Source organism: Niallia taxi, assembly GCF_032818155.1.
GTDB classification, from domain to species: domain Bacteria; phylum Bacillota; class Bacilli; order Bacillales; family Cytobacillaceae; genus Niallia; species Niallia taxi_A.
In genome coordinates, this window is sequence record NZ_CP102589.1 from 1,002,096 (window position 1) to 1,022,656 (window position 20,561).

Genomic DNA, 20,561 nt, shown 5'->3' on the forward strand with positions numbered 1-20,561 from the left:
AGGAAGGGACGATCTTAGATGAATCGAAAATTGCTGGTGATTTGCATGACAGGCTCGCTTATAGTCGGAGCTGGCGGCACCTATATTGGAATGAATAAATGGGGAGAACATTCGGAGACAGCCGCTAATAGCAGTGAAACAGTCTTATCAAAGGTTGGTAAGGCATATGACCTTATACTAAATAATTATGTCGAAAAGGTAGATAAGAATAAATTGGAGGAGGGAGCAATAAAAGGCATGCTTTCCACCTTAGAGGATCCTTATTCTGTTTATATGGACAAGGATAGTGCGAAGCAGTTTGAACAGGCACTTGATTCCTCCTTTGAAGGAATCGGTGCAGAGATAAGTGCAGAGGATGATAAAGTGATTATCGTTTCGCCAATAAAGAATTCACCTGCAGAAAAGGCTGGCATTAAAGCAAATGATGAAATAATGAAGGTAGATGGCGAAAGTGTGGAAGGCTTTGATCTGTACGATGTGACACAGAAAATAAGGGGGAAAAAAGGAACAAAGGTAGAATTAGAGATTGTGCGACAAGGCTTGGAGAAACCACTGCAAATTGCTGTCGTCCGTGATGAGGTACCACAAATTACGGTCCATTCTTCCATTAAAAGAGAAGGTGGAGAAAATATAGGCTATATTGAGATTACCACCTTCTCAGAGGATACGGCATCTGAATTTCATAAGGCATTAGCTGCACAGGAGCAGGAAGGGATTGCCGGCTTAATATTAGATGTCAGAGGAAATCCTGGTGGCTTGCTGACAAGTGTTAATGCTATTTTAGAAGAGTTTGTAACTTCAGATAAGCCTTACGTACAAATTGAGCATCGCAACGGAGAAACAGAGCAATTTTATTCTGATTTAAAGCAAAAGAAGGATTATCCTGTAGTCGTGCTTGTTGATAATGGAAGTGCAAGTGCATCAGAAATTATGGCCGGAGCTTTGAAGGAAGCGGAAAACTATACCTTGATTGGCGAAAAGACATTTGGAAAAGGTACTGTACAGCAAGCAGTTCCGATGGAGGATGGCAGTAAGATTAAGCTGACTTTATTCAAATGGCTAACACCTGATGGTAATTGGATTCATAAACAAGGAGTTGTGCCAAACCTGGAGGTCGAAAAAACCGCCTTGTATAACACGCATCCGCTTCAGATAGAGAATACGTTAAAACGGGAAATGAATAACGAACAGGTCAAATATGCACAGGAAATTTTAACAAGTATCGGCTATCGAACAGACAGGCAGGATGGCTATTATAGCAGTCAAACGGAAATTGCCGTAAAGGCATTTCAAGGAAGTAATAACCTGCCAGAGACGGGTGCAATTGACTCAAATACAGCCGGAAAAATGCAGCAAGTTGTCAGAGAAGAAATGCAAAAAGATGAAAATGACATCCAGCTTCAAACAGCTTTACATTATATTGTTAATTAACAAAAAAGAGCACCGAATTTTTCCGGTGCTTTTTCTGTGCTTATTATTTATTTAAAATGCTGTCCTCAAGCATCAGTGTCTTGTCACCATATACCTTCGTAATATGTCTTTCACCCCAATTGCACAATGCATCAAGGATGCTTTGCAAGCTTTCTCCATATTCACTAAGCTCATACTCTACTTTTGGAGGGATTTGCTGATAAATAATGCGGTTGATAATGCCGTCATCCTCTAATTCACGAAGCTGCTGTGTCAACATCTTTTGCGTGATATTTGGCATTAAACGCTTCAGCTCACTTGTCCGCTTTTTGCCATGTGTCAGATGGCATAAAATCACACATTTCCACTTGCCGCCAATAACCTCAAGTGTTGCTTCGACAGAAATATTATATTTTTTCTTTTCCATCCTATTTCCTCCTAAAGAAAAAAATTAACTATATTTTGATAGGTACTAAAAAGTACCTATATAACTTTTTGGTTCCTATATTACAAAAAAGTACGTACTTCTCAAAGAAAACGATATGATTCATAATAACATTTGCCGGTCGAAAAGCAAGCTGATAAACAATTTAATTCCACTAGTGGATAACATATAAGAAGCATCAAGAAGGAGGACATATGAGTAATCAAAAAAGCAGCATGTATGCCTTGCTTGCATTGGCAGTTAGTGCTTTCGCTATTGGTACAACAGAATTTATTAGTGTAGGTCTTTTGCCGCTTATTTCCAAGGATCTGCACGTCAGTATAACCGCAGCAGGATTGACAGTTTCCATCTATGCGCTAGGTGTGACAGTTGGAGCACCTGTTTTAACATCAATCACATCAAGCATTTCAAGAAAGACATTATTATTATGGATAATGATTGTGTTTATTATTGGAAACAGCATCGCAGCAACGGCAGGAAGCTTAACTGTTCTGCTGACGGCAAGAATTATCTCTGCATTAGCACATGGAATATTCATGTCAATTGGTTCAACCATTGCAGCAGACCTTGTCAGCAAGGATAAAAGAGCAAGTGCTATTTCCATCATGTTCACAGGACTAACAGTAGCAACTATAACAGGAGTTCCAATTGGAACATTTATTGGCCAGCAATTTGGCTGGCGGCTAGCATTTTTTGCCATCGTGGTTGTTGGTGTCATTGCATTTATCGCCAACAGCATTCTTGTTCCTAAAAATTTGTCTCAGGCGAAGCCGGCTACTTTTAAGGACCAGCTTCGATTGGTGAAAAATGGCAGGTTGCTGCTGCTGTTCATAATTACGGCATTAGGCTATGGAGGAACATTTGTCGTCTTTACGTATTTATCACCACTTCTCCATGAAGTCACTGGCTTTAAAGAAGGTACTGTAGCGGGAATCCTGCTGCTGTATGGTGCAGCCATCGCAGCAGGGAATATGATTGGAGGAAGGCTTTCCAATAAAAAGCCGCTTACAGCCTTATTTTATATGTTCATGATCCAAGCTGTTATCTTATTCCTGCTTATCTTTGCCTTGCCATATAAAGGGGCAGGCCTTGCAATGATAGTGTTAATGGGACTGTTGGCGTTCATGAACGTTCCTGGCTTGCAAGTATATGTCGTCATGCTCGCAGAACGATATGTACCTGGAGCTGTCGATGTGGCATCAGCTATTAATATTGCTGCCTTTAATGCAGGCATTGCAATAGGCTCCTATCTGGGCGGTGTTGTCACCAACTCATTAGGACTGATTCATACAGCCTGGGTTGGCGGAATAATGGTCACAGCAGCAGTACTGTTGACTGGCTGGAGTTTAATACTAGAGAAAAAATCAAACAAAGAAGAATGGGGTAATTAAATATGAAACATTTACAAGATACAGTTGCATTATCAAATGGAGTCCAAATGCCATGGTTAGGACTTGGTGTATTCCAAGTGGAAGATGGTTCCACTGTTGTTGAGTCTGTTCGCACAGCGATAAAAAATGGATATCGCAGTATTGATACGGCGGCTATTTATCAAAATGAAACAGGTGTTGGGCAAGGCATTAAGGAGGGACTTGCGGAAGCTGGTATCAGTCGCGAAGAGCTTTTCATCACGTCTAAAGTTTGGAATGAAGATTTAGGCTATGACAAAACACTTGCAGCGTTTGAAACAAGCTTAGAAAAGCTAGGATTGGACTATTTGGATCTTTATTTAATCCACTGGCCAAAAGCTAATAAATATCAAGAGGCTTGGAGAGCACTAGAAACACTATATAGGAATGGAAAGGTAAAGGCAATCGGTGTAAGCAACTTCCAAATTCATCATTTGGAGGAGTTAATGAAGGATGCGGAAATTAAACCAATGATTAACCAAGTCGAGTTCCATCCAAAGCTAACACAAGTAGAATTAAGAGCTTTTTGCCAGCAGCACGGCATCCAAGTTGAAGCATGGTCGCCGCTGATGCAAGGCAAGCTTTTAGATAATAGTCTATTAATGACAATTGCTGCAAAATATAATAAATCTGTTGCACAAGTTATCATTCGCTGGGATTTACAAAATGGGGTCATTACTATTCCTAAATCTATTAAAGAGCATCGTATCATCGAAAATGCAGATGTGTTTGATTTCTCCTTAACTTCAGAAGAAATGGAGCAAATTGCAGGCTTGAATGAAGACTTGCGTGTTGGTCCAGATCCAGATAATTTTGATTTTTAATACTCGTAAAGGCCTGACTCCAAATGGATCAGGCCTTTTTATCGATGTTGGAGGGGAGTTGTTTTATGAAAACTTCAGAAAGCAAAATTTGTTGGTTTCCATTTCAAGGGGAGAGTGGACCTTTTAGATAATCAATAGACGACGCTTTTTCTAACTATTTCTAAAGTAAACTAACAGCTATTTTGCTGAAAAGTCTGACCTTATTAAAAAAATTACGCTACATGTACGTACCATTGTTATATAGTTAATAAGTTTTATAAAAATAAAACTATTTTCTCTATACATGTACGTACGAATATATGATAAAATGTACGTGTCAAAATAAATTTCATGAAAAGGTCTAAAATAGTTAGGAAGGGGATAGGGAATTGAAGCTGGCAATCGCAAGTGATCATGGCGGCTTTCGTTTGAAAGAAGCAGTAAAGGCATATTTAGCAGAGAAGGGCCTTGAGGTTCTTGATTTCGGGTGTACTGGCACAGAGAGTGTCGATTTTCCTGGGTATGCTAAGAAGGTGGGCGATGCTGTTAATGCTGGTGAAGCAAAATTAGGCATTCTTTGTTGTGGAACAGGGATAGGCATGAGCATTGCCGCAAATAAACTAAAAGGGATTCGTGCTGCTGCAGTTGGGGATGTGTTTACTGCTAAAGCTACAAGGGAGCATAATGACAGCAATGTTCTTTGTTTAGGGGAGCGTGTAACTGGAGAGGGATTAGCCTTAACTATTGTGGATACATGGCTGAATGCTGAATTTCTAGGAGGCAGGCATGCCCAAAGGGTAAACGCTATCAGTAATTTGGAAGCAGAGCTCTGCTGACTAAGGGAGATATCTGAAAAATCTGCTAAAAATAATCCTCTAAAAGACAAGTTTTTTTCCATTGCTCTAATAATCCTATATAATACCATTATACGAAAGTAAAAACGCATGCAAAAATTTAGGGGGTAAAATGCTTTGAAAGTGGGAGTAATTGTCTTTGGGAGTTTGCCTGCAGGGGTCAAACAAATAGTGTATAAAATGCAGCTTCATTTGGCTTCTAAGCACGAATTGGTAGGAATGGAGATAGAAAAGGATACAGGTGCAGCAACGTATAGAGAGTTGAACATTAACAGCGACGCTCCTTATTTAAGCCAATCTATGCTGATGATGTCTGCATATCCTGAAGATAATAAATGGGAAGAAATTTTCTCGGCAGTGGACGCTGCTGTTGTTATCGGAAATAAAGAGGCAAAGGAAAAATGGGAAACGCATCTTGCTGGCCGTTCTTCTGTTCGTTCTTTGTTTGTGCCAGTATCAATTTATAACGATATGGAAGGTTCTGATTCTTCTTTAGGATATGATACTGCTGTTAACAGCATTGTTGATAATATTTTAAGAGTCAAAGATACGATTAATTCGTTGAAGTATGATAAACCGAGGTTATTCGGTTTTTCTATAGATGGAAGCCCCTCCACAAAAATGCTGAAGGATATCTCCATTGCAGGAGATGGTCATTATTTTGCACAGGCAGCTAGTGAAGAGGAAATACTTTCTTTAAGAGAACGAATTGAAAACAGCTTTACGGAGTGGAACACGTCCTCCGTTATTGTTTATAGCAAGGCTTCAGCAAATGAGGCTCAAGAAAAAGTGGTCGACCAGTTGAATGTGGACTTTAAATACACGGAAATTGATGAAGCACTTTGTATGGGAACAAACCCAACTTCTGCAGACCGAATCATTGCTAATGGACTGGCAGTAGAGATATTATCATGGGTGCAGAATGAGCAGGAAACAGGCCAAGTGGCTGTTCACACAGATGGGTTTACCTTTTTGAAGAAATAACGACAATCCATAAAGGGCGGGAAATGATGAGTGAAATGACGAAGACAAATATTGAGCAAATGGCAATCAATACAATCAGAACACTATCTATTGATGCTGTCGAAAAATCCAATTCAGGTCACCCAGGAATGCCAATGGGTGCAGCACCGATGGCGTATGCATTATGGGCAAAGGAAATGAATCATAATCCAGCAAACCCAAATTGGTTTAACAGAGACCGTTTTGTGCTGTCTGCAGGACACGGTTCTATGCTGTTGTACAGCCTGCTGCACTTGTTTAATTATGGTGTGAGCATTGATGATTTGAAGAACTTCCGTCAATGGGGCAGCAAAACTCCTGGACATCCGGAATTCGGTCACACTCCTGGAGTGGAAGCAACTACAGGCCCACTTGGACAAGGGGTTGCTATGGCGGTAGGAATGGCAATGGCAGAAAGGCATCTTGCTGAAACTTACAATAAAGAAGGCTATCAAGTAGTTGACCATTATACATACAGCATCTGTGGAGATGGTGATTTAATGGAGGGTGTTTCTGCAGAAGCAGCTTCTCTTGCAGCACATCTAAAGCTGGGAAGATTGGTTGTCCTTTATGATTCAAATGATATTTCCCTTGATGGTGACCTGCATCTTTCCTTCTCTGAAAGTGTGCAAAAACGTTTTGAAGCATACGGGTGGGAGGTCCTTCGTGTCGAGGATGGCACTGATATTACTGCAATTCAGAAAGCGATCTCTCAAGCGAAAATATCAGATGTGCCAACATTGATTGAAGTCAAAACAGTCATCGGCTACGGTTCGCCGAATAAAGGCGGTAAATCAGCATCCCATGGTGCGCCGCTTGGAGCTGACGAAACATTGCTTGCAAAAGCTGCATACAGCTGGGATTACGAAGAAGCCTTCCATGTGCCAGCAGAGGTTGCTGAGCATTATGCAGGCTTAGCTGAAGAAGGTCAAGCAAAGGAAAATACTTGGAATGAAATGTATGACAAATATAAATCAGCATATCCAGAGCTTGCCGAGCAGTTTGAAACAGCTGTGAAGGGTGAGGTTCCTGCAAATTTACAAGAAAGCCTGCCTGATTTTGAAGCGGGGAGCTCTATGGCAACAAGAGATTCCTCTGGCAAAAGCATTCAAGCTGCTGCAAAGGCAATTCCTGCATTTATGGGCGGTTCTGCTGACTTGGCAGGCTCTAATAAAACGTTGATTGCTGATGAAAAGAATTTTGCAATCGACAGCTATGCTGCGAAGAATATTTGGTTCGGTGTTCGTGAATTTGCAATGGGTGCAGCAATCAACGGAATGGCATTGCATGGTGGAGTGAAAGTATTCGGAGCAACATTCTTTGTTTTCTCTGACTATCTTCGTCCAGCAATTCGTCTTGCAGCATTGATGAAGCTTCCTGTAACATATGTCTTCACACATGACAGTATTGCTGTAGGAGAGGATGGTCCGACACATGAGCCAGTTGAGCAGCTTGCTTCCTTGCGTGCAATGCCAGGCCTTTCAGTCATCCGTCCTGCTGATGCGAAGGAAACAGCAGCCGCATGGCAAATTGCCTTGGAAAGCAAGGATACTCCGACTGCTTTAGTACTGACTCGTCAAAACTTACCAACATTAGACTTGTCAAAGTCAGCGGCATATGAAGGTGTAAGCAAAGGGGCTTATACAGTTTCAGCAGCAAAAGGTGAGGCACAGGGCTTGCTGCTTGCCAGCGGGTCAGAAGTTTCACTTGCAATCAAAGCACAAGCAGCGCTTGCGCAAGAGGGCGTTAATGTAAGTGTCGTCAGCATGCCAAGCTGGGATTTGTTCGAAAAACAATCAAAGGAATATAAAGAAAGCGTGCTTCCAGAAGGTATTCAAGCACGTGTGGCAATTGAGGCAGGTGCTTCACTTGGGTGGAGAGAGTACATCGGTTCTAAAGGGGAGCATATTACGATAGACCATTTCGGTGCATCTGCTCCAGCCGACAAGCTTTTCCAAGAATACGGCTTTACAGTTGAGAACATATCAGCAAAAATAAAAGCGCTTATAGAAGCAACAAAATAATACAAAATAATTCGAAGAAGCCTGCCGTTTTGGCAGGTTTTTTTCATGGATTCTACACTAATTATCCTTCCTGGTCTTTCTATTACTTTGCTAGTAGAATATAATAGATTTATATAATGAGGAATATCACATTCTTGTTCAAATAGGAATAACTAGTTTTTAAAAAAGGTGGGACTCTTCATGTGGCAAGATTGGCTGTTTGAATTTTTAAAAGGATTTGGAAAGCTTTTTCTTCATCCTTTGTTTTATGTATCCTTTCTTCTAGCTGCCTACTTAGGTGTCTCGAGGGTAAAGATGGAAAGAAAGGAATTTACCATCAGGGCAAAAAATGCCTTTTATGAGCTGCGACAGCTCCTGCCAATGGGAATTATTATAGGGCTGTGCATGTCCATCCTTTCAATTGGACTCGTTCTTGTTGTACCGATGGAATTGATTATTTATACAGGAGTTTTTACAATCCTGCTTGGGTTACTTGGAAAAACACGCTTGCTTTCCCCTGCTTATACACTTGGTTTAGGGTTATTGGCAACAATGGCTTCCCTTTATATGGGCTGGGATTTTTTCCTGTTTTCCAAGGGGGCTATAGGTGAAGGTACATACATTTTCCCGACAGCTGTTGCAGTATTAGGCTTACTGCTTGCAGCAGAAGGCTTGCTGATGGAGAAGAATGGCAGTAAAGGAACATCTCCTCGTTTGAAAAAAAGCAGCAGGGGCCAATCAATCGGCATACATTTGTCAGAAAGAGTATGGCTTGTGCCAATGTTTCTGTTCCTGCCAAACGGTATTCTTTCAATTCCAATCGAAGGCTGGCCTGCATTTACTGTCGGTAATGAAACATATTCCTTTATCTTTGTGCCATTTTTGCTTGGATTTAGACAAGCCGTACAAGGAATGCACCCAACCCCTGCAATAAAAGCAGTTGGCAGAAAGGTCTTTTTGCTTGGGATTTTTATTGCATTGAGTGCAGCTGCAGCGTATTTTATCCCGCTCGCAGCAATTGGAAGCATTCTTGTTGCGATCATTTGCCGCGAATGGATTACAGCTAGCCAAAAAGCAAAGGAAAAAAATAAAGCCTTTTATTTCACGAAGAAAAATAACGGTATTATGATTTTAGGTGTCGTACCTGAATCCCCAGCAGATAAGATGGACCTTAAGGTAGGGGAAGTCATCACAAAAGTAAACAGTATTTCTGTGCATGATGAAATTCAGTTGTACAGAGCACTGCAAAAAAACTCTGCACATTGCAAGATAGAAGTTCTCGATATAAATGGAGAGGTCCGATTTGCACAACGTGCTCTGTACGAAGGCGACTATCATAAGCTTGGTATTCTGATGATTCAGGATGATAAGGCTAGGGATGATGAGGCAGTATAAAGGAAAGAGCTTGCTTGAGTGAGGCAAGCTCTTTTTTTGATTAGCTTTGTTTGATATAAACAAGTTATTGCAACAAACGGTGAAGTACAAAGACAGTACAGAATAATCCAGGTCAGATACTAAATCTCACTCCTTTCCTAATACAAAAGCCGTTACGGAATTGGTACGAGCTGTCATATTATATGGTGACAGTGCAAAAAAAGGACAAGGAGTGATTGATCTATGGATAAAGGCACACTTATCCGTACATTAGTGTTGGCAATTGCATTGGTTAACCAAGTTTTAGTATCTGTTGGCCTATATGAAATCCCAGGTACGAGCGAGGATTGGACAAACATTATAACAAATGCATTTACGGCAATATCTGCTGCGGTTGCATGGTTTAAGAATAACTATGTGACAGCTAAAGGGAAAATGCAGAAGGAAGTTTTGAAGGCAAATAATCTTACAAAAGCGAAATAAAGTTAGGGAGCATCTTTTTAAGGTGCTCTTTTCTGTTTCTCTCGAAGGGTTTGAGCGTATTAATTTTTTATTTAAGTTGATTATTTTATAATGGTAAAGAGAGACTAGGTAAGACATAAGTCTATAGTAAGTATTTGATGAAAAGAGGGAGCAATAATGAAAATAGAAGTATGGTCAGATTTTGTATGCCCATTTTGTTATATAGGAAAACGCCGCTTAGAGGAGGCAATTGCTCAATTCCCTGGTAAAGATCAGGTTGAGGTGGAGTTCAAAAGCTTTGAGCTGGACCCAAATGCAAAAACATATTCTGGCACAGGAATAAATGAAGCTTTGGCTAAAAAATATGGCATGAGCATTGAGGAAGCGAAGAGAGCAAATGAAGGTATTGGCAGCCAAGCAGCCGAGGTTGGCTTAACATTTAACTTTGATGAAATGAAACCAACAAATACGTTTGATGCACATCGTCTAGCGAAGTTTGCTGCTACTGTTGGTAAAGAAAAGGAAATGACGGAAAAGCTATTAGCTTCTTACTTTACAGAATCGAAGCTGATAAGTGATCATGATGTATTAGTAGAAATCGCTCAAACTGCTGGAATTGAAAAGGAAGAAACTTTAGCTGTTTTGAATGACTCAACAAAATATGCAAATGATGTCAGAATTGATGAAGCGCTAGCTCAGCAAATGGGAGTTACTGGAGTACCATTTTTTGTTATTAATCAGAAATATTCTATCTCAGGAGCACAGCCGACAGAAACCTTCAGACGTGCACTTCAGCAAGTATGGGAAGAGGAAGGAAATGCCCCTAAGCTGCAAGACCTTTCAGGAGGAAACACAGCCGCTGCTTGCACAGACGATAACTGCGAAATCCCTGGAAAATAACATATTATTTAAAGAGGCTTGGATATAAATATGTAAGACCGATTGAAAAAACGAACTATTCTACTTTGTTGAATGATAGTTCGTTTTTTTTTTTATCAGTTCGTTTCATTGCACTACGCCCACTCGCTTTCCGCGGGGAGGAAGCTGAGCCTCCTCGTCTTCGCCTGCGGGGTCTAAAGCGTCCTCTTTTTCCCGCAGGAGTCGAGTGGCCTCCGCTCCATTCCACTAAAGTTCTACCTATTGCAATGAAACGAACCACTTTTAAAACCACATTTATTTAAAGTCCCAAGCCCATTAAAAGTTAGATGTATTATTTTATTTATTTACTCGTGTTTGGACAGGTTATACTTTGTATTATTTCATCCCTTTTTTATTATTGAAATGATGTTTACATAAAAAATAATTGACATGGAGGTTCCTTTTATCATAAAATTACATGCATGTGCAATTATATGTAGTGCAACTATTTTTCTGGAAAGGATACTATATGTCAGATAAGTATATGAATAATAAAGAATTAGGCTTGATACTTTCAAGGACTTACTTAGCCTTTAAAAGGGCGGCTACACGCCAGATGAGCAGCTTCGGGCTGACACCAGAACAGTTTTCCGTACTGAGTGAATTGAGTAAGACAAATGGCGTTTCTCAAAAAAGGCTTGCAGAATTGACGGAAAGAGATCAGACAACAGTCGGAAAGATTCTCGATAAGCTTATAAAAAAGGAACTTGTTAGCCGGTCAGTAGATCCATCTGACAGAAGAGCAGTCCAACTGAATATCACTAGTAAAGGACTTGATTTGCATACACAAATTTGGCCAGAGCTTGAAATGCTTGAAAAACGAGTGTATGAAGGCTTGGAGGACTCTGAAATAGAGAGCTTTATATCCACATTAAATAAAATGTATGACAATCTTTCCTAATTTTTTTTAAACATATACATGCATGTGCAACTATTTTTGTGAACAGAAGTAAAGGGGAGTAGGAATGAAGATTTTACAAGGCTTTAAAAATATGATGAAAATTCCACAGACAAAGATTGGATTAGTATTTGCGATTTTTGTACCTGTGTTTTTTATGATTGTGTGGATGACAGGCTATAATAATGCGACAGAAAGACTTGATCAGCTGAATGTCGGTATTGTCAACGAAGATGGAGCATCTAGCAAGGTAATTGCAGAGCAAATAGCAAAAAACAGTCCGTTCCATGTAGTCGCTGCTTCTGAATATGATAAAGCGAAAGAGCAGCTAGATAAAGGGAAATATGCAATGCTTATTGTCATTCCTGAAAAATTTGCTGAGACAATGACAGATGGCAGTGGAGAATTGACTTTCTATGTGAACGAGGCAAATTCGCAAGTAGCTGTGTCAATGATGGAAAAAGCCGCAGCAGAAATTAGTGCAAACTTAGGAGCACATAGTGGTGTTACAGCAGATATTGTAAAAACAAATGAGCTTCATAATTTTGCGGCATCTATGCTGCCAATGATTCTAGGCTTCATTACGTATATTGCCGTTATGACAATGAATATTCAATTTAATTTAGTTGGTCAAATAATGAAAAAGGGTCATTCCAAATGGCAGATTTTCTGGAGCAGACAAATGCTTCTGTTAATCGTAGCACTCGTTGTTCCTACTATTATTATCAGTCTAACAGTGGCTTTTCAGGATGTCGCGGCATCCTTCTGGAAGCTATGGCTGTTCCATGTATTAGTTACAGCAACATGCATTAGCTTTACACAAATGAGCTTCAGCTTGTTTGGCAATGCTGGACCGCTGTTTAATGTGGCAATGGTGCCGTTGCAGTTAATGACAGCAGGGAACATTATTCCTGCTAATATGCTTGCACCATTTTATCAGCATTTCGGTGCATTCCTTCCAGCCTCTAACGGAGTCCAAGGTTTTACGAAGCTGATTTATACAGGCGAATCAGTGTCAGCATTTGCTGTTCACCTAGTGCTTCTGCTTCTAGTGACATTCGCGATAACTATCATCAGACTGGCAGCTCAAAAAGAAAAGGCAGTCAATCCAGCTTTATCAGCAAAGCAGCTAGCCCATTAAAAAAAGGAGAATTCACCTGTATTGGTGGATTCTCCTTTTTATTATGAGAGAGGTTGTTTATCTAATGTAAAAAATTGCACATCTTCTTTTAGGATGGGTTTTGAGAACAAGTAGCCTTGAATATAAGAGCATCCCATTTCTTGCAGGAGCTGCAGCTGTTCTGGCTGTTCCACCCCCTCAGCTACAAGCTTAAGATTCAGATTGTTTGCTAGCGTAATAATGGTATGAACGATGGCATTATTCGTTTCAGTACCAAGATTTTGCACAAATTCCCTTGGGATTTTTAATGCGTCGATCGGTAGCTCTGTTAAATAGGATAAGGAGGAATGACCTGTTCCAAAATCGTCAATGGAGATTCTAACACCTAGTTTTTTTAGCATGTACATCGTATCTACCGTTTTTTCAATTTGGTTCATAGCAATGGCCTCTGTAATTTCAATGATTAGACAGCTCGGGTCAAAACCAGATTCCTCCAGTGCATCAGCGATTAGATCGACTAGCTGGCTTGATTGAAATTGTTTAGGTGAGATGTTAATAGAAACTTGCAGCATTAAACCACTGTCGTGCCATTCCTTTCCTTGTCTGCAGGCTTCCCTTACAATCCATTCCCCAATAGGAATAATTAAGTTTGTTTCTTCTGCTATATCAATAAAATGGAAGGGAGTCAGCATTCCTAGCTTCGGATGCTGCCATCTTATCAATGCCTCTACTCCGTACATATGACTTTCCAACGTATCAACTTGCGGCTGGTAATACAGTTTAAACTCATTATTTACAATGGCATGATGCAAGTCCTGTTCCATTCTTAAGTGATTCTCCGAAACACCCTCCATTCCGGGCTGATAAAAATTATATTGATTTTTGCCATTTTTCTTTGAGTAGTACATGGCAATATCGGCTTGCTTCATCATCATAACCGCACTTTTTTCTTTTTCTTCCGATAATGAAACACCCATGCTCGGTGTTGTAATAACATAATTGTTTTTTATAAAGTAGGAAGGTGCCAATACTTTCATCATCCGCTCAAGTATTTCAATAATCTCAGCCTTTGTTTGAATGTCCATTAAGAGGATGACAAATTCATCTCCTCCTAATCTGGCAAGAATATCACCACGGCGGATTACAGAGGAAAGTCTTGCAGAGATTGAAACTAGCAGTTCATCGCCAGCGTCATGTCCTAAAGAGTCATTGATTACTTTAAATCTGTCAAAATCAATAAAAATGACAGCCATGTCGCCTCGGTTTGATGCATCCAGCTTCTTCTTAAGTGTTTCTTCAAAATATGCTCTGTTTGCCAACCCTGTCAATGAATCATGATAAGCCAAAAACTGTATTCTTTCCGTGCTTGCTATTTTATTTGTAATGTCTTTGGATATGACAAATACCCCGGCAACATTCTTATCTATATAAATCGGAATGAAGGTAACTGAATAATAGTACTTATTTCCAGCATTATCAAGATAGTCCACCTCAAAGCTTTGGTGCTGTCCTTGAAGGGCAGCTAGAAAGGACCTCTCCACAACCTTTCTTTTCTCCGGAAATATATGAAAGAAGGAAGCACCCAAAAAGGATTGAACTGGCTCATAAGCAATCCTGACAAAAGCATCATTAATTTCAATGATCGTTCCGTCCAAGTCAAGTGTCATTGCAGCATCTGGATGATACTTAAACAAGGACATAAACTTTTGTTTATCAGCAGCGGCCGTTTTAAGAAGCCTTTTATATCTTGTTAGAATGATAATCTGTCTTGCTATAATTAAAAGAACAGATATTATGCTGCCAATTGCTAAAACATAATGGTGATGATTCAACCAAATGGAAATACCTATTAAAATTAAGAACGCAGCGTAAGGAATATAAATCATGAACAATTCGTATTTAGATTCTTCAGGGCTGTCTGCAATCGGACTTTCCTTCGTCATCATGCTAGATAACGAGACTATCAGCAAGGATAACGTGAATAAAGGGTCAAAAAAACTTCCCGAATTATAATATGTTCCAAAAAGTGAGTACATATATCCTGTATCTGAGACTATTTGCACAAGTAAGCCGACTATGATTATCGACAAGCTTGAACGAAATGGTAATTCCTTAATGGAAAACAGAATAAGTAATGCTCCTGTCAATAAAGCAAGGTCACCTAAAGGATACCCAATTGCTATCGTCAAAAATACACCTGTAAATTCGTTATTATTTAATAAAGGTTCAATAATAAAATAGTAGCTTAAGCAGAATGCAGCGATCATAATAATCATCATTTCAAATACAAGCTGAACACTGCGGAGCGCGTTTCTCAGCCTGCTGAAGTAACGAATTAACCCAATTAAGTAAAAGAAAATTTGCAGTACATAAAAAATGTCGCTGTAATCAGGGAAGGGAATAGTGCGGTGCAGAATACTTTCCTGATACATCCAAATTAGATCTCCAATAAAGTAGGTAAACGTTCCAACAGCAAACCAAAACCAAATTACCTTGTCAGAAGCGACACTTTTTCTATAGGAATAAAATAAGACAGTAGAGGAAATTAAAGCACCAGCAACGGATAAAAAATTGCTGCTGACCACAGAAATATGACTTTCTTGTCCGAATAGTAAAATAGAGTAATAGAATAATGTATAAATGAAAATAAATGCTATGCCAAGTCTGATTTTGTAGGTATTTTTCAACGGTGTTCATCCTTTATTTCTCATATATTAATATGAATATTAGGTATTTTGTCTCATTATATACGAAATATTAGGTTATTCCTACAGTATAAGGGAATGTTTAAAGTGGTACTATTTGCTAAATGCTGTGGTGCAGTTTGAAGATATATTTTTACATATTAAGAAAGAAGTCTAAGGATTGAAAAAGTATTTTAGTTATTTACATGTCCTTATTTATAAATGTAGAGAACATTTGCCTAATAAAAGCATATATATAATTGACGTATTGTTGATATACATTTAAAATCTTTCCTAAGGGAAACTTTTTTAAATTAGGCAAAAAACATTGGTGATATGAATTGATTAGAAAACTCAAAAAATAAAAAAGGGGTATGAAGATGCCGGAGAATTTATTGCTAGCATTTGGTTTAACCTTATTAGCGGGCCTTGCAACTGGAATTGGGAGCATACTTGCGTTTTTCACATCCACGACAAATACGAAGTTTTTATCATGGATGCTCGGATTTTCTGCAGGTGTAATGATTTATGTGTCAATGATTGAAATTTTTGTTAAGGCTAAGGATTCGCTTGTGGGGTATTTAGGGGTTCAACAGGGAAATTGGGTAACTGTGGCAGGCTTTTTCGGAGGTATATTGTTGATTGCATTAATTGATAAATATGTTCCTGAACAGGGGAATCCGCATGAATTAAAGAAGGTGGAGGATTTATCTACAACTAACAAGGTTAAAGACCCAGCTCTTCTGAAAATGGGAACATTCACAGCGCTTGCAATCGCTATTCATAACTTTCCAGAGGGGATTGCCACATTTACTGCTGCGTTACAGGATCCTGCACTTGGAATTGCAATCACGGTTGCCATTGCCATTCACAATATTCCAGAAGGAATTGCTGTATCTGTACCAGTTTATTTTGCGACAGGCGATAAAAAGAAAGCATTCAAGCTGTCCTTTTTATCTGGTTTGGCAGAACCGGTGGGTGCTGTAGTTGCTTTCCTTATTTTAATGCCATTTTTAAATGATTTACTGTTTGGATTAATTTTTGCTGCTGTTGCCGGAATTATGGTTTTCATTTCTTTAGATGAACTATTACCTGCAGCAAAAAAATACGATGAAGGTCACTTGTCCATTTACGGGCTTATAACTGGAATGGCTATTATGGCAATAAGCCTGCTGCTATTTATCTAACGAGAAAAATAGCAGCAAGTGATTACTTTACGTCAAACTTTTGGTTTTCAATTTCTAATTTTTCAACTTCTAGCTTCATTTTATTTGTCTCCAAGAGAAAATTTTCATGCTTTAATTTCTCCAGTGCGATTTCATCTTGAAGCATCTTACGCTTTAGTTTCAGCTTATCTTTGGAATGTTCTGATATGATTGCTATAATGGGTATGGCAAATATCATTATTACTGCAACTAGTCCTGTCATGGTTATCCTCCTTAAATTCATTTCTTATTAATAAGTATACGAATAACCCCTTATGTATGTTTCAGAAGATTCCATATTTATGTGATAAAATAGTGAAAAAAAGAGGAGTTAATGGAAATTCCTCTTTTTTTGTATTACGATGAAGACAAGCATTTTTACCAACTAATGAGGTGAAAACAATGAATGAAAAAGCTGCAGTAGGAGAAAAGGCGGCAGTCGATTATGTTAAAGACGGGATGGTTGTTGGGTTAGGAACAGGCTCAACAGTCTACTATACAATATTAAAAATAGGTGAAATGATAAAGCAAGGGATGAAAGTCCAAGGTGTAGCAACGTCTGTTCAAACAGAAAAACTTGCTGAAGAGCAAGGCATCCCACTGTTAACGCTAGATGAGGTCGATTCCATTGATGTAGCGATTGATGGTGCAGATGAGATAGATCATTATTTTTATGCCATTAAAGGCGGGGGCGGAGCACTGTTGAGGGAGAAAATAATTGCAAAGGCTTCCAACAAGTTCATCGTTGTGGCTGATTCTAAGAAGGTCGTTCAAAAGCTTGGCAGCTTCCCATTACCGGTTGAAGTAGTCCCATTTGGAGTAAGGAAAACGGAGAGCTATATTCAACGTTTTGGTTGTCAGACGGTGTTAAGAATGAAAGGTGATACTCCTTATGTAACAGACAATGGTAATTATATTATTGATTGCATATTTGATGTAATAGCAGATCCGACACAACTGGAAAAGGATTTGAACAACATCACTGGTGTTGTCGAAAATGGTTTGTTTATCGATATGGTCAAGGATGTAATTACGATAAACGAGGATAAACAGGCAATCCTCCTTGATAAGCTAGAATAAGCTATACAATAGGAGAAGCTAATTTAGCGAACAAGTGATAAAGAGCTTTCCAGCTAAAACCTTTAACTTTGTTAGAGGTTTTTTATACTGTCTTTATTTGTTCATAAAATCCTCACAATATCGCCATTTTTTTTACTTTATTAAAGTTTCCATTTCATTTTGTAAGTTATATCATCGTTACATGGATATTTATAAAATGAAAAATTATCAGAAGTAAGTGGTTTTAGCTTTATCTGCTTATGATTTGATAAGCGAAAGGGAGAGAAAATATGTCATTACGAGAAGATGCTTTAAAAATGCATCAGGAAAAGCAAGGCAAATTAGAAGTAAATGCAAAGGTAGAAGTAAAGAATGCAAAGGATTTAAGCCTTGCTTATTCACCTGGTGTTGCAGAGCCTTGTAAGGTAATTCATGAGGAGCCGGAAACAGTTTATGACTATACAATGAAAGGCAATATGGTTGGTGTTGTAACGAATGGTACTGCTGTTCTTGGTTTAGGTAATATTGGTGCAGCGGCTTCTTTGCCTGTTATGGAAGGGAAAGCAATTCTATTCAAGAGCTTTGCAGGTGTAGATGCATTTCCAATCGCATTGGACACTACAGACCCAGATAAAGTTGTGGAAACAGTGAAATTGTTAGCATCTGGTTTTGGCGGAATCAATCTAGAGGATATAGCGGCACCACAGTGCTTTGAAATTGAAGAGCGTCTTAAGCAGCAATTAGATATTCCAGTATTTCACGATGATCAGCATGGAACAGCAATTGTAACGGTTGCAGGGCTGTTAAATGCTTTGAAAATCGTTAATAAAGAGTGGAAGGATATTAAGGTTGTTTTAAATGGTGCAGGTGCTGCTGGAATTGCTATCACAAAGCTTTTATATTCTTATGGTGTGACAAACATGATTATGTGCGACACAAAGGGAGCCATTTATGCAGGACGTTCTGAGGGCATGAATAAAGTGAAGGAATCTGTGGTCGCATATACAAATGTAAACAAAGAGGCTGGCTCTTTAGCTGATGTCATTAAAGATGCAGATGTGTTTATCGGTGTTTCTGTTGCAGGTGCCCTAACAAGTGAAATGGTTGCAACGATGAATAAAGATGCTATCATCTTTGCAATGGCAAATCCAGTGCCTGAAATTACACCAGATGAAGCGAAGTCTGCTGGAGCTGCAGTTGTTGGAACAGGAAGATCAGATTTCCCGAACCAAGTGAATAATGTTCTAGCATTCCCAGGAATCTTCCGTGGAGCACTTGATGTACGTGCAACAGATATTAATGAAGAAATGAAGCAAGCAGCAGTTGGTGCAATTGCTGACTTGATTATGGAGTCTGAGTTAAATCCGGATTATGTTATTCCAAGCCCATTTGATCCACGTGTTGCCCCGGCGGTAGCAGCGGCAGTTGCAAAGGCTGCAATGGAGACAAACGTTGCAAGAATTACAGTTGATCCACAGCAGGTCCAAGACAAGACTGCCGAGCTGACAAGCATTGGCGGTTAAGTTTTTAAATTAGTGAAGGGCTGCAGCATATGCTGCAGCCCTTCTTTATTATGATGATTGTTCTAGCGTAGGAGTAATCTTTTGGGTGGCTTTCTCTCTCTTAGGCTTGATGCTGAAAAGCAGATTTAACAGAATGGCAACAAGACTTCCAGAAATAATGCCATCACTGACAATTATGCGAAGAGCTGAAGGAAGCTGTGCGAATAAATCAGGAACAGCAGTTGCACCTAGGCCAATAGAAACGGAGCACGCCATGATAAGCAGATTTGCCTGTTTGCTGAAATCAACAGTGCTGAGCATCTTAATTCCTGAAGCTACGACCATCCCGAACATGACGACAGTGGCTCCGCCAAGAACGGGTGTTGGTATGATGGTCGCAAATGCAGCTATTTTAGGAATTAATCCTAAAAATACTAAAATACCGCCGGCTGCTACGACTACATTTTTTGTTTTTACCTTTGAAAGCTGGACAAGACCAACGTTCTGGGCAAAGGTGTTATAAGGGAAGGCATTGAGGATTCCACCAAGTGTGATGGCAACGCCTTCTGCCCGATAGCCTCGAGTCAAGTCTTTATCTGACAGCGGCTTTTCACAAATTTTACTTAGTGCAAAGAAGACACCTGTTGATTCAATAACAATAACAATTCCTACAACTAGCATCGTCAAAATCGGACCAATTTCAAAGGTAGGTGTTCCAAAATAGAAAACACTTGGCAAACGGAACCAGCTTGCTTCGGCTACTGGAGAAAAGTCGACCTTGCCCATTAATGTAGCTACAGCGGTTCCTGCGATAATGCCAATCAAGACAGATAATGATTGAATAAATCCTTTGGAGAAGCGACTTAGAACTAAGATGAAAAGCAGAACACCAAAGGATAAGGTGAGATTATCAATCGAACCAAAATCGGGACTTGTTGCACCGCCTCCCATATTTTTTATTCCAGAGGGTATTAGTGATAAGCCGATAATCGTCACAACAGTGCCAATGACAACAGGAGGGAACAATCTTGCAATTTTACTAAAGAGCGGCGCACATAGGACGATGAACAAGCCTGTAACGATGATGGCTCCATAAATGGCCGTAATACCATAATTTGTACCGATTGAAATCATCGGAGTGACGGCAACGAAGGAGCTGCCTAACACTACGGGCAATCCGATTCCTAAATACTTGTTTTTCCAAGCTTGCAATAATGTCGCAATTCCACATGTTAGCAAGTCGATTGCGACTAAATAGGAGAGCTGTTCTGCTGTCAGCTCTAACGCTCTGCCGACAAGTAATGGCACAAGAATCGCACCTGCGTACATTGCCAGCACATGCTGGAGGCCTAAGGAAAAGATTTTCCCGTTGTTCTGCTTTGTTTTTGTCATCATTATCACTCTTTCATCCTT

At 39.5% G+C, this 20,561-nt stretch carries 18 protein-coding genes; 14 read left to right on the forward strand and 4 right to left on the reverse strand.

Features of this window, described 5'->3' with window-relative positions; translation table 11 throughout:
• The first annotated feature begins 18 nt into the window (after nt 1-18).
• On the forward strand, nt 19-1,431 hold the full coding sequence (locus tag NQZ71_RS04910; protein WP_275009076.1) for a S41 family peptidase: 1,413 nt from the start codon (nt 19-21) through the stop codon (nt 1,429-1,431).
• A 43-nt stretch (nt 1,432-1,474) separates the two neighbouring features.
• On the opposite strand, the gene NQZ71_RS04915 is transcribed toward NQZ71_RS04910, so the two are convergent.
• Nucleotides 1,475-1,837, reverse strand: a complete 363-nt coding sequence (locus NQZ71_RS04915) for a winged helix-turn-helix transcriptional regulator (RefSeq protein ID WP_127738192.1) — start codon at nt 1,835-1,837, stop codon at nt 1,475-1,477.
• A 212-nt stretch (nt 1,838-2,049) separates the two neighbouring features.
• Between NQZ71_RS04915 and NQZ71_RS04920 the strand changes: the two genes are divergently transcribed.
• From NQZ71_RS04920 to NQZ71_RS04965, 10 genes are all read left to right on the forward strand, one after another.
• Nucleotides 2,050-3,246: an MFS transporter gene (locus NQZ71_RS04920; protein WP_144453820.1), complete on the forward strand. Its 1,197-nt coding sequence runs from the start codon at nt 2,050-2,052 to the stop codon at nt 3,244-3,246.
• 2 nt (nt 3,247-3,248) lie between these two features.
• Nucleotides 3,249-4,088, forward strand: a complete 840-nt coding sequence (locus NQZ71_RS04925; protein WP_144453819.1) for an aldo/keto reductase — start codon at nt 3,249-3,251, stop codon at nt 4,086-4,088.
• 368 nt (nt 4,089-4,456) lie between these two features.
• The gene (gene rpiB, locus NQZ71_RS04930; protein WP_144453817.1) at nt 4,457-4,903 is read left to right on the forward strand and encodes a ribose 5-phosphate isomerase B; all 447 of its coding nucleotides are present in this window, start codon (nt 4,457-4,459) and stop codon (nt 4,901-4,903) included.
• Nucleotides 4,904-5,044: 141 nt separating this feature from the next.
• Entirely contained in the window at nt 5,045-5,905 is an 861-nt protein-coding gene (locus tag NQZ71_RS04935; protein WP_260054636.1) for a 6-phosphofructokinase, read from the forward strand.
• Between the two features lie 26 nt (nt 5,906-5,931).
• Entirely contained in the window at nt 5,932-7,947 is a 2,016-nt protein-coding gene (tkt, locus tag NQZ71_RS04940; protein ID WP_394374123.1) for a transketolase, read from the forward strand.
• Nucleotides 7,948-8,127: 180 nt separating this feature from the next.
• Nucleotides 8,128-9,321, forward strand: a complete 1,194-nt coding sequence (locus NQZ71_RS04945) for a PDZ domain-containing protein (RefSeq protein WP_144453811.1) — start codon at nt 8,128-8,130, stop codon at nt 9,319-9,321.
• A gap of 222 nt (nt 9,322-9,543) precedes the next feature.
• Nucleotides 9,544-9,783 carry a phage holin gene (locus tag NQZ71_RS04950; RefSeq protein ID WP_144453809.1) on the forward strand — a complete coding sequence of 80 codons (240 nt, stop codon included), beginning with the start codon at nt 9,544-9,546 and terminating at the stop codon, nt 9,781-9,783.
• Nucleotides 9,784-9,939: 156 nt separating this feature from the next.
• Entirely contained in the window at nt 9,940-10,662 is a 723-nt protein-coding gene (locus tag NQZ71_RS04955) for a DsbA family oxidoreductase (protein ID WP_260054623.1), read from the forward strand.
• Nucleotides 10,663-11,149: 487 nt separating this feature from the next.
• The gene (locus tag NQZ71_RS04960) at nt 11,150-11,581 is read left to right on the forward strand and encodes a MarR family winged helix-turn-helix transcriptional regulator (protein WP_260054622.1); all 432 of its coding nucleotides are present in this window, start codon (nt 11,150-11,152) and stop codon (nt 11,579-11,581) included.
• A gap of 64 nt (nt 11,582-11,645) precedes the next feature.
• A complete protein-coding gene (locus tag NQZ71_RS04965) occupies nt 11,646-12,719 on the forward strand; it encodes a YhgE/Pip domain-containing protein (protein WP_144453805.1) in 1,074 nt (357 codons plus the stop codon).
• Between the two features lie 41 nt (nt 12,720-12,760).
• Here the strand turns inward: NQZ71_RS04965 and NQZ71_RS04970 are convergent, their stop codons facing one another.
• Nucleotides 12,761-15,385, reverse strand: coding sequence for a putative bifunctional diguanylate cyclase/phosphodiesterase (locus NQZ71_RS04970; RefSeq protein ID WP_317011435.1), 2,625 nt, complete (start codon nt 15,383-15,385; stop codon nt 12,761-12,763).
• Nucleotides 15,386-15,762: 377 nt separating this feature from the next.
• Between NQZ71_RS04970 and zupT the strand changes: the two genes are divergently transcribed.
• Nucleotides 15,763-16,569 carry a zinc transporter ZupT gene (gene zupT / locus NQZ71_RS04975; protein ID WP_144453801.1) on the forward strand — a complete coding sequence of 269 codons (807 nt, stop codon included), beginning with the start codon at nt 15,763-15,765 and terminating at the stop codon, nt 16,567-16,569.
• A gap of 22 nt (nt 16,570-16,591) precedes the next feature.
• On the opposite strand, the gene NQZ71_RS04980 is transcribed toward zupT, so the two are convergent.
• Nucleotides 16,592-16,810 (reverse strand): hypothetical protein, encoded by a 219-nt coding sequence (locus NQZ71_RS04980; protein WP_127738179.1) that lies wholly within the window; start codon nt 16,808-16,810, stop codon nt 16,592-16,594.
• Nucleotides 16,811-16,989: 179 nt separating this feature from the next.
• On the opposite strand from NQZ71_RS04980, the gene rpiA reads away from it, so the two are divergent.
• Both rpiA and NQZ71_RS04990 read left to right on the forward strand, forming a co-directional pair.
• On the forward strand, nt 16,990-17,667 hold the full coding sequence (rpiA, locus tag NQZ71_RS04985) for a ribose-5-phosphate isomerase RpiA (RefSeq protein ID WP_317011437.1): 678 nt from the start codon (nt 16,990-16,992) through the stop codon (nt 17,665-17,667).
• Nucleotides 17,668-17,936: 269 nt separating this feature from the next.
• The gene (locus NQZ71_RS04990) at nt 17,937-19,169 is read left to right on the forward strand and encodes an NADP-dependent malic enzyme (RefSeq protein WP_317011438.1); all 1,233 of its coding nucleotides are present in this window, start codon (nt 17,937-17,939) and stop codon (nt 19,167-19,169) included.
• A 48-nt stretch (nt 19,170-19,217) separates the two neighbouring features.
• On the opposite strand, the gene NQZ71_RS04995 is transcribed toward NQZ71_RS04990, so the two are convergent.
• Nucleotides 19,218-20,540: a nucleobase:cation symporter-2 family protein gene (locus tag NQZ71_RS04995; RefSeq protein ID WP_260054635.1), complete on the reverse strand. Its 1,323-nt coding sequence runs from the start codon at nt 20,538-20,540 to the stop codon at nt 19,218-19,220.
• Nucleotides 20,541-20,561: the final 21 nt, after the last annotated feature.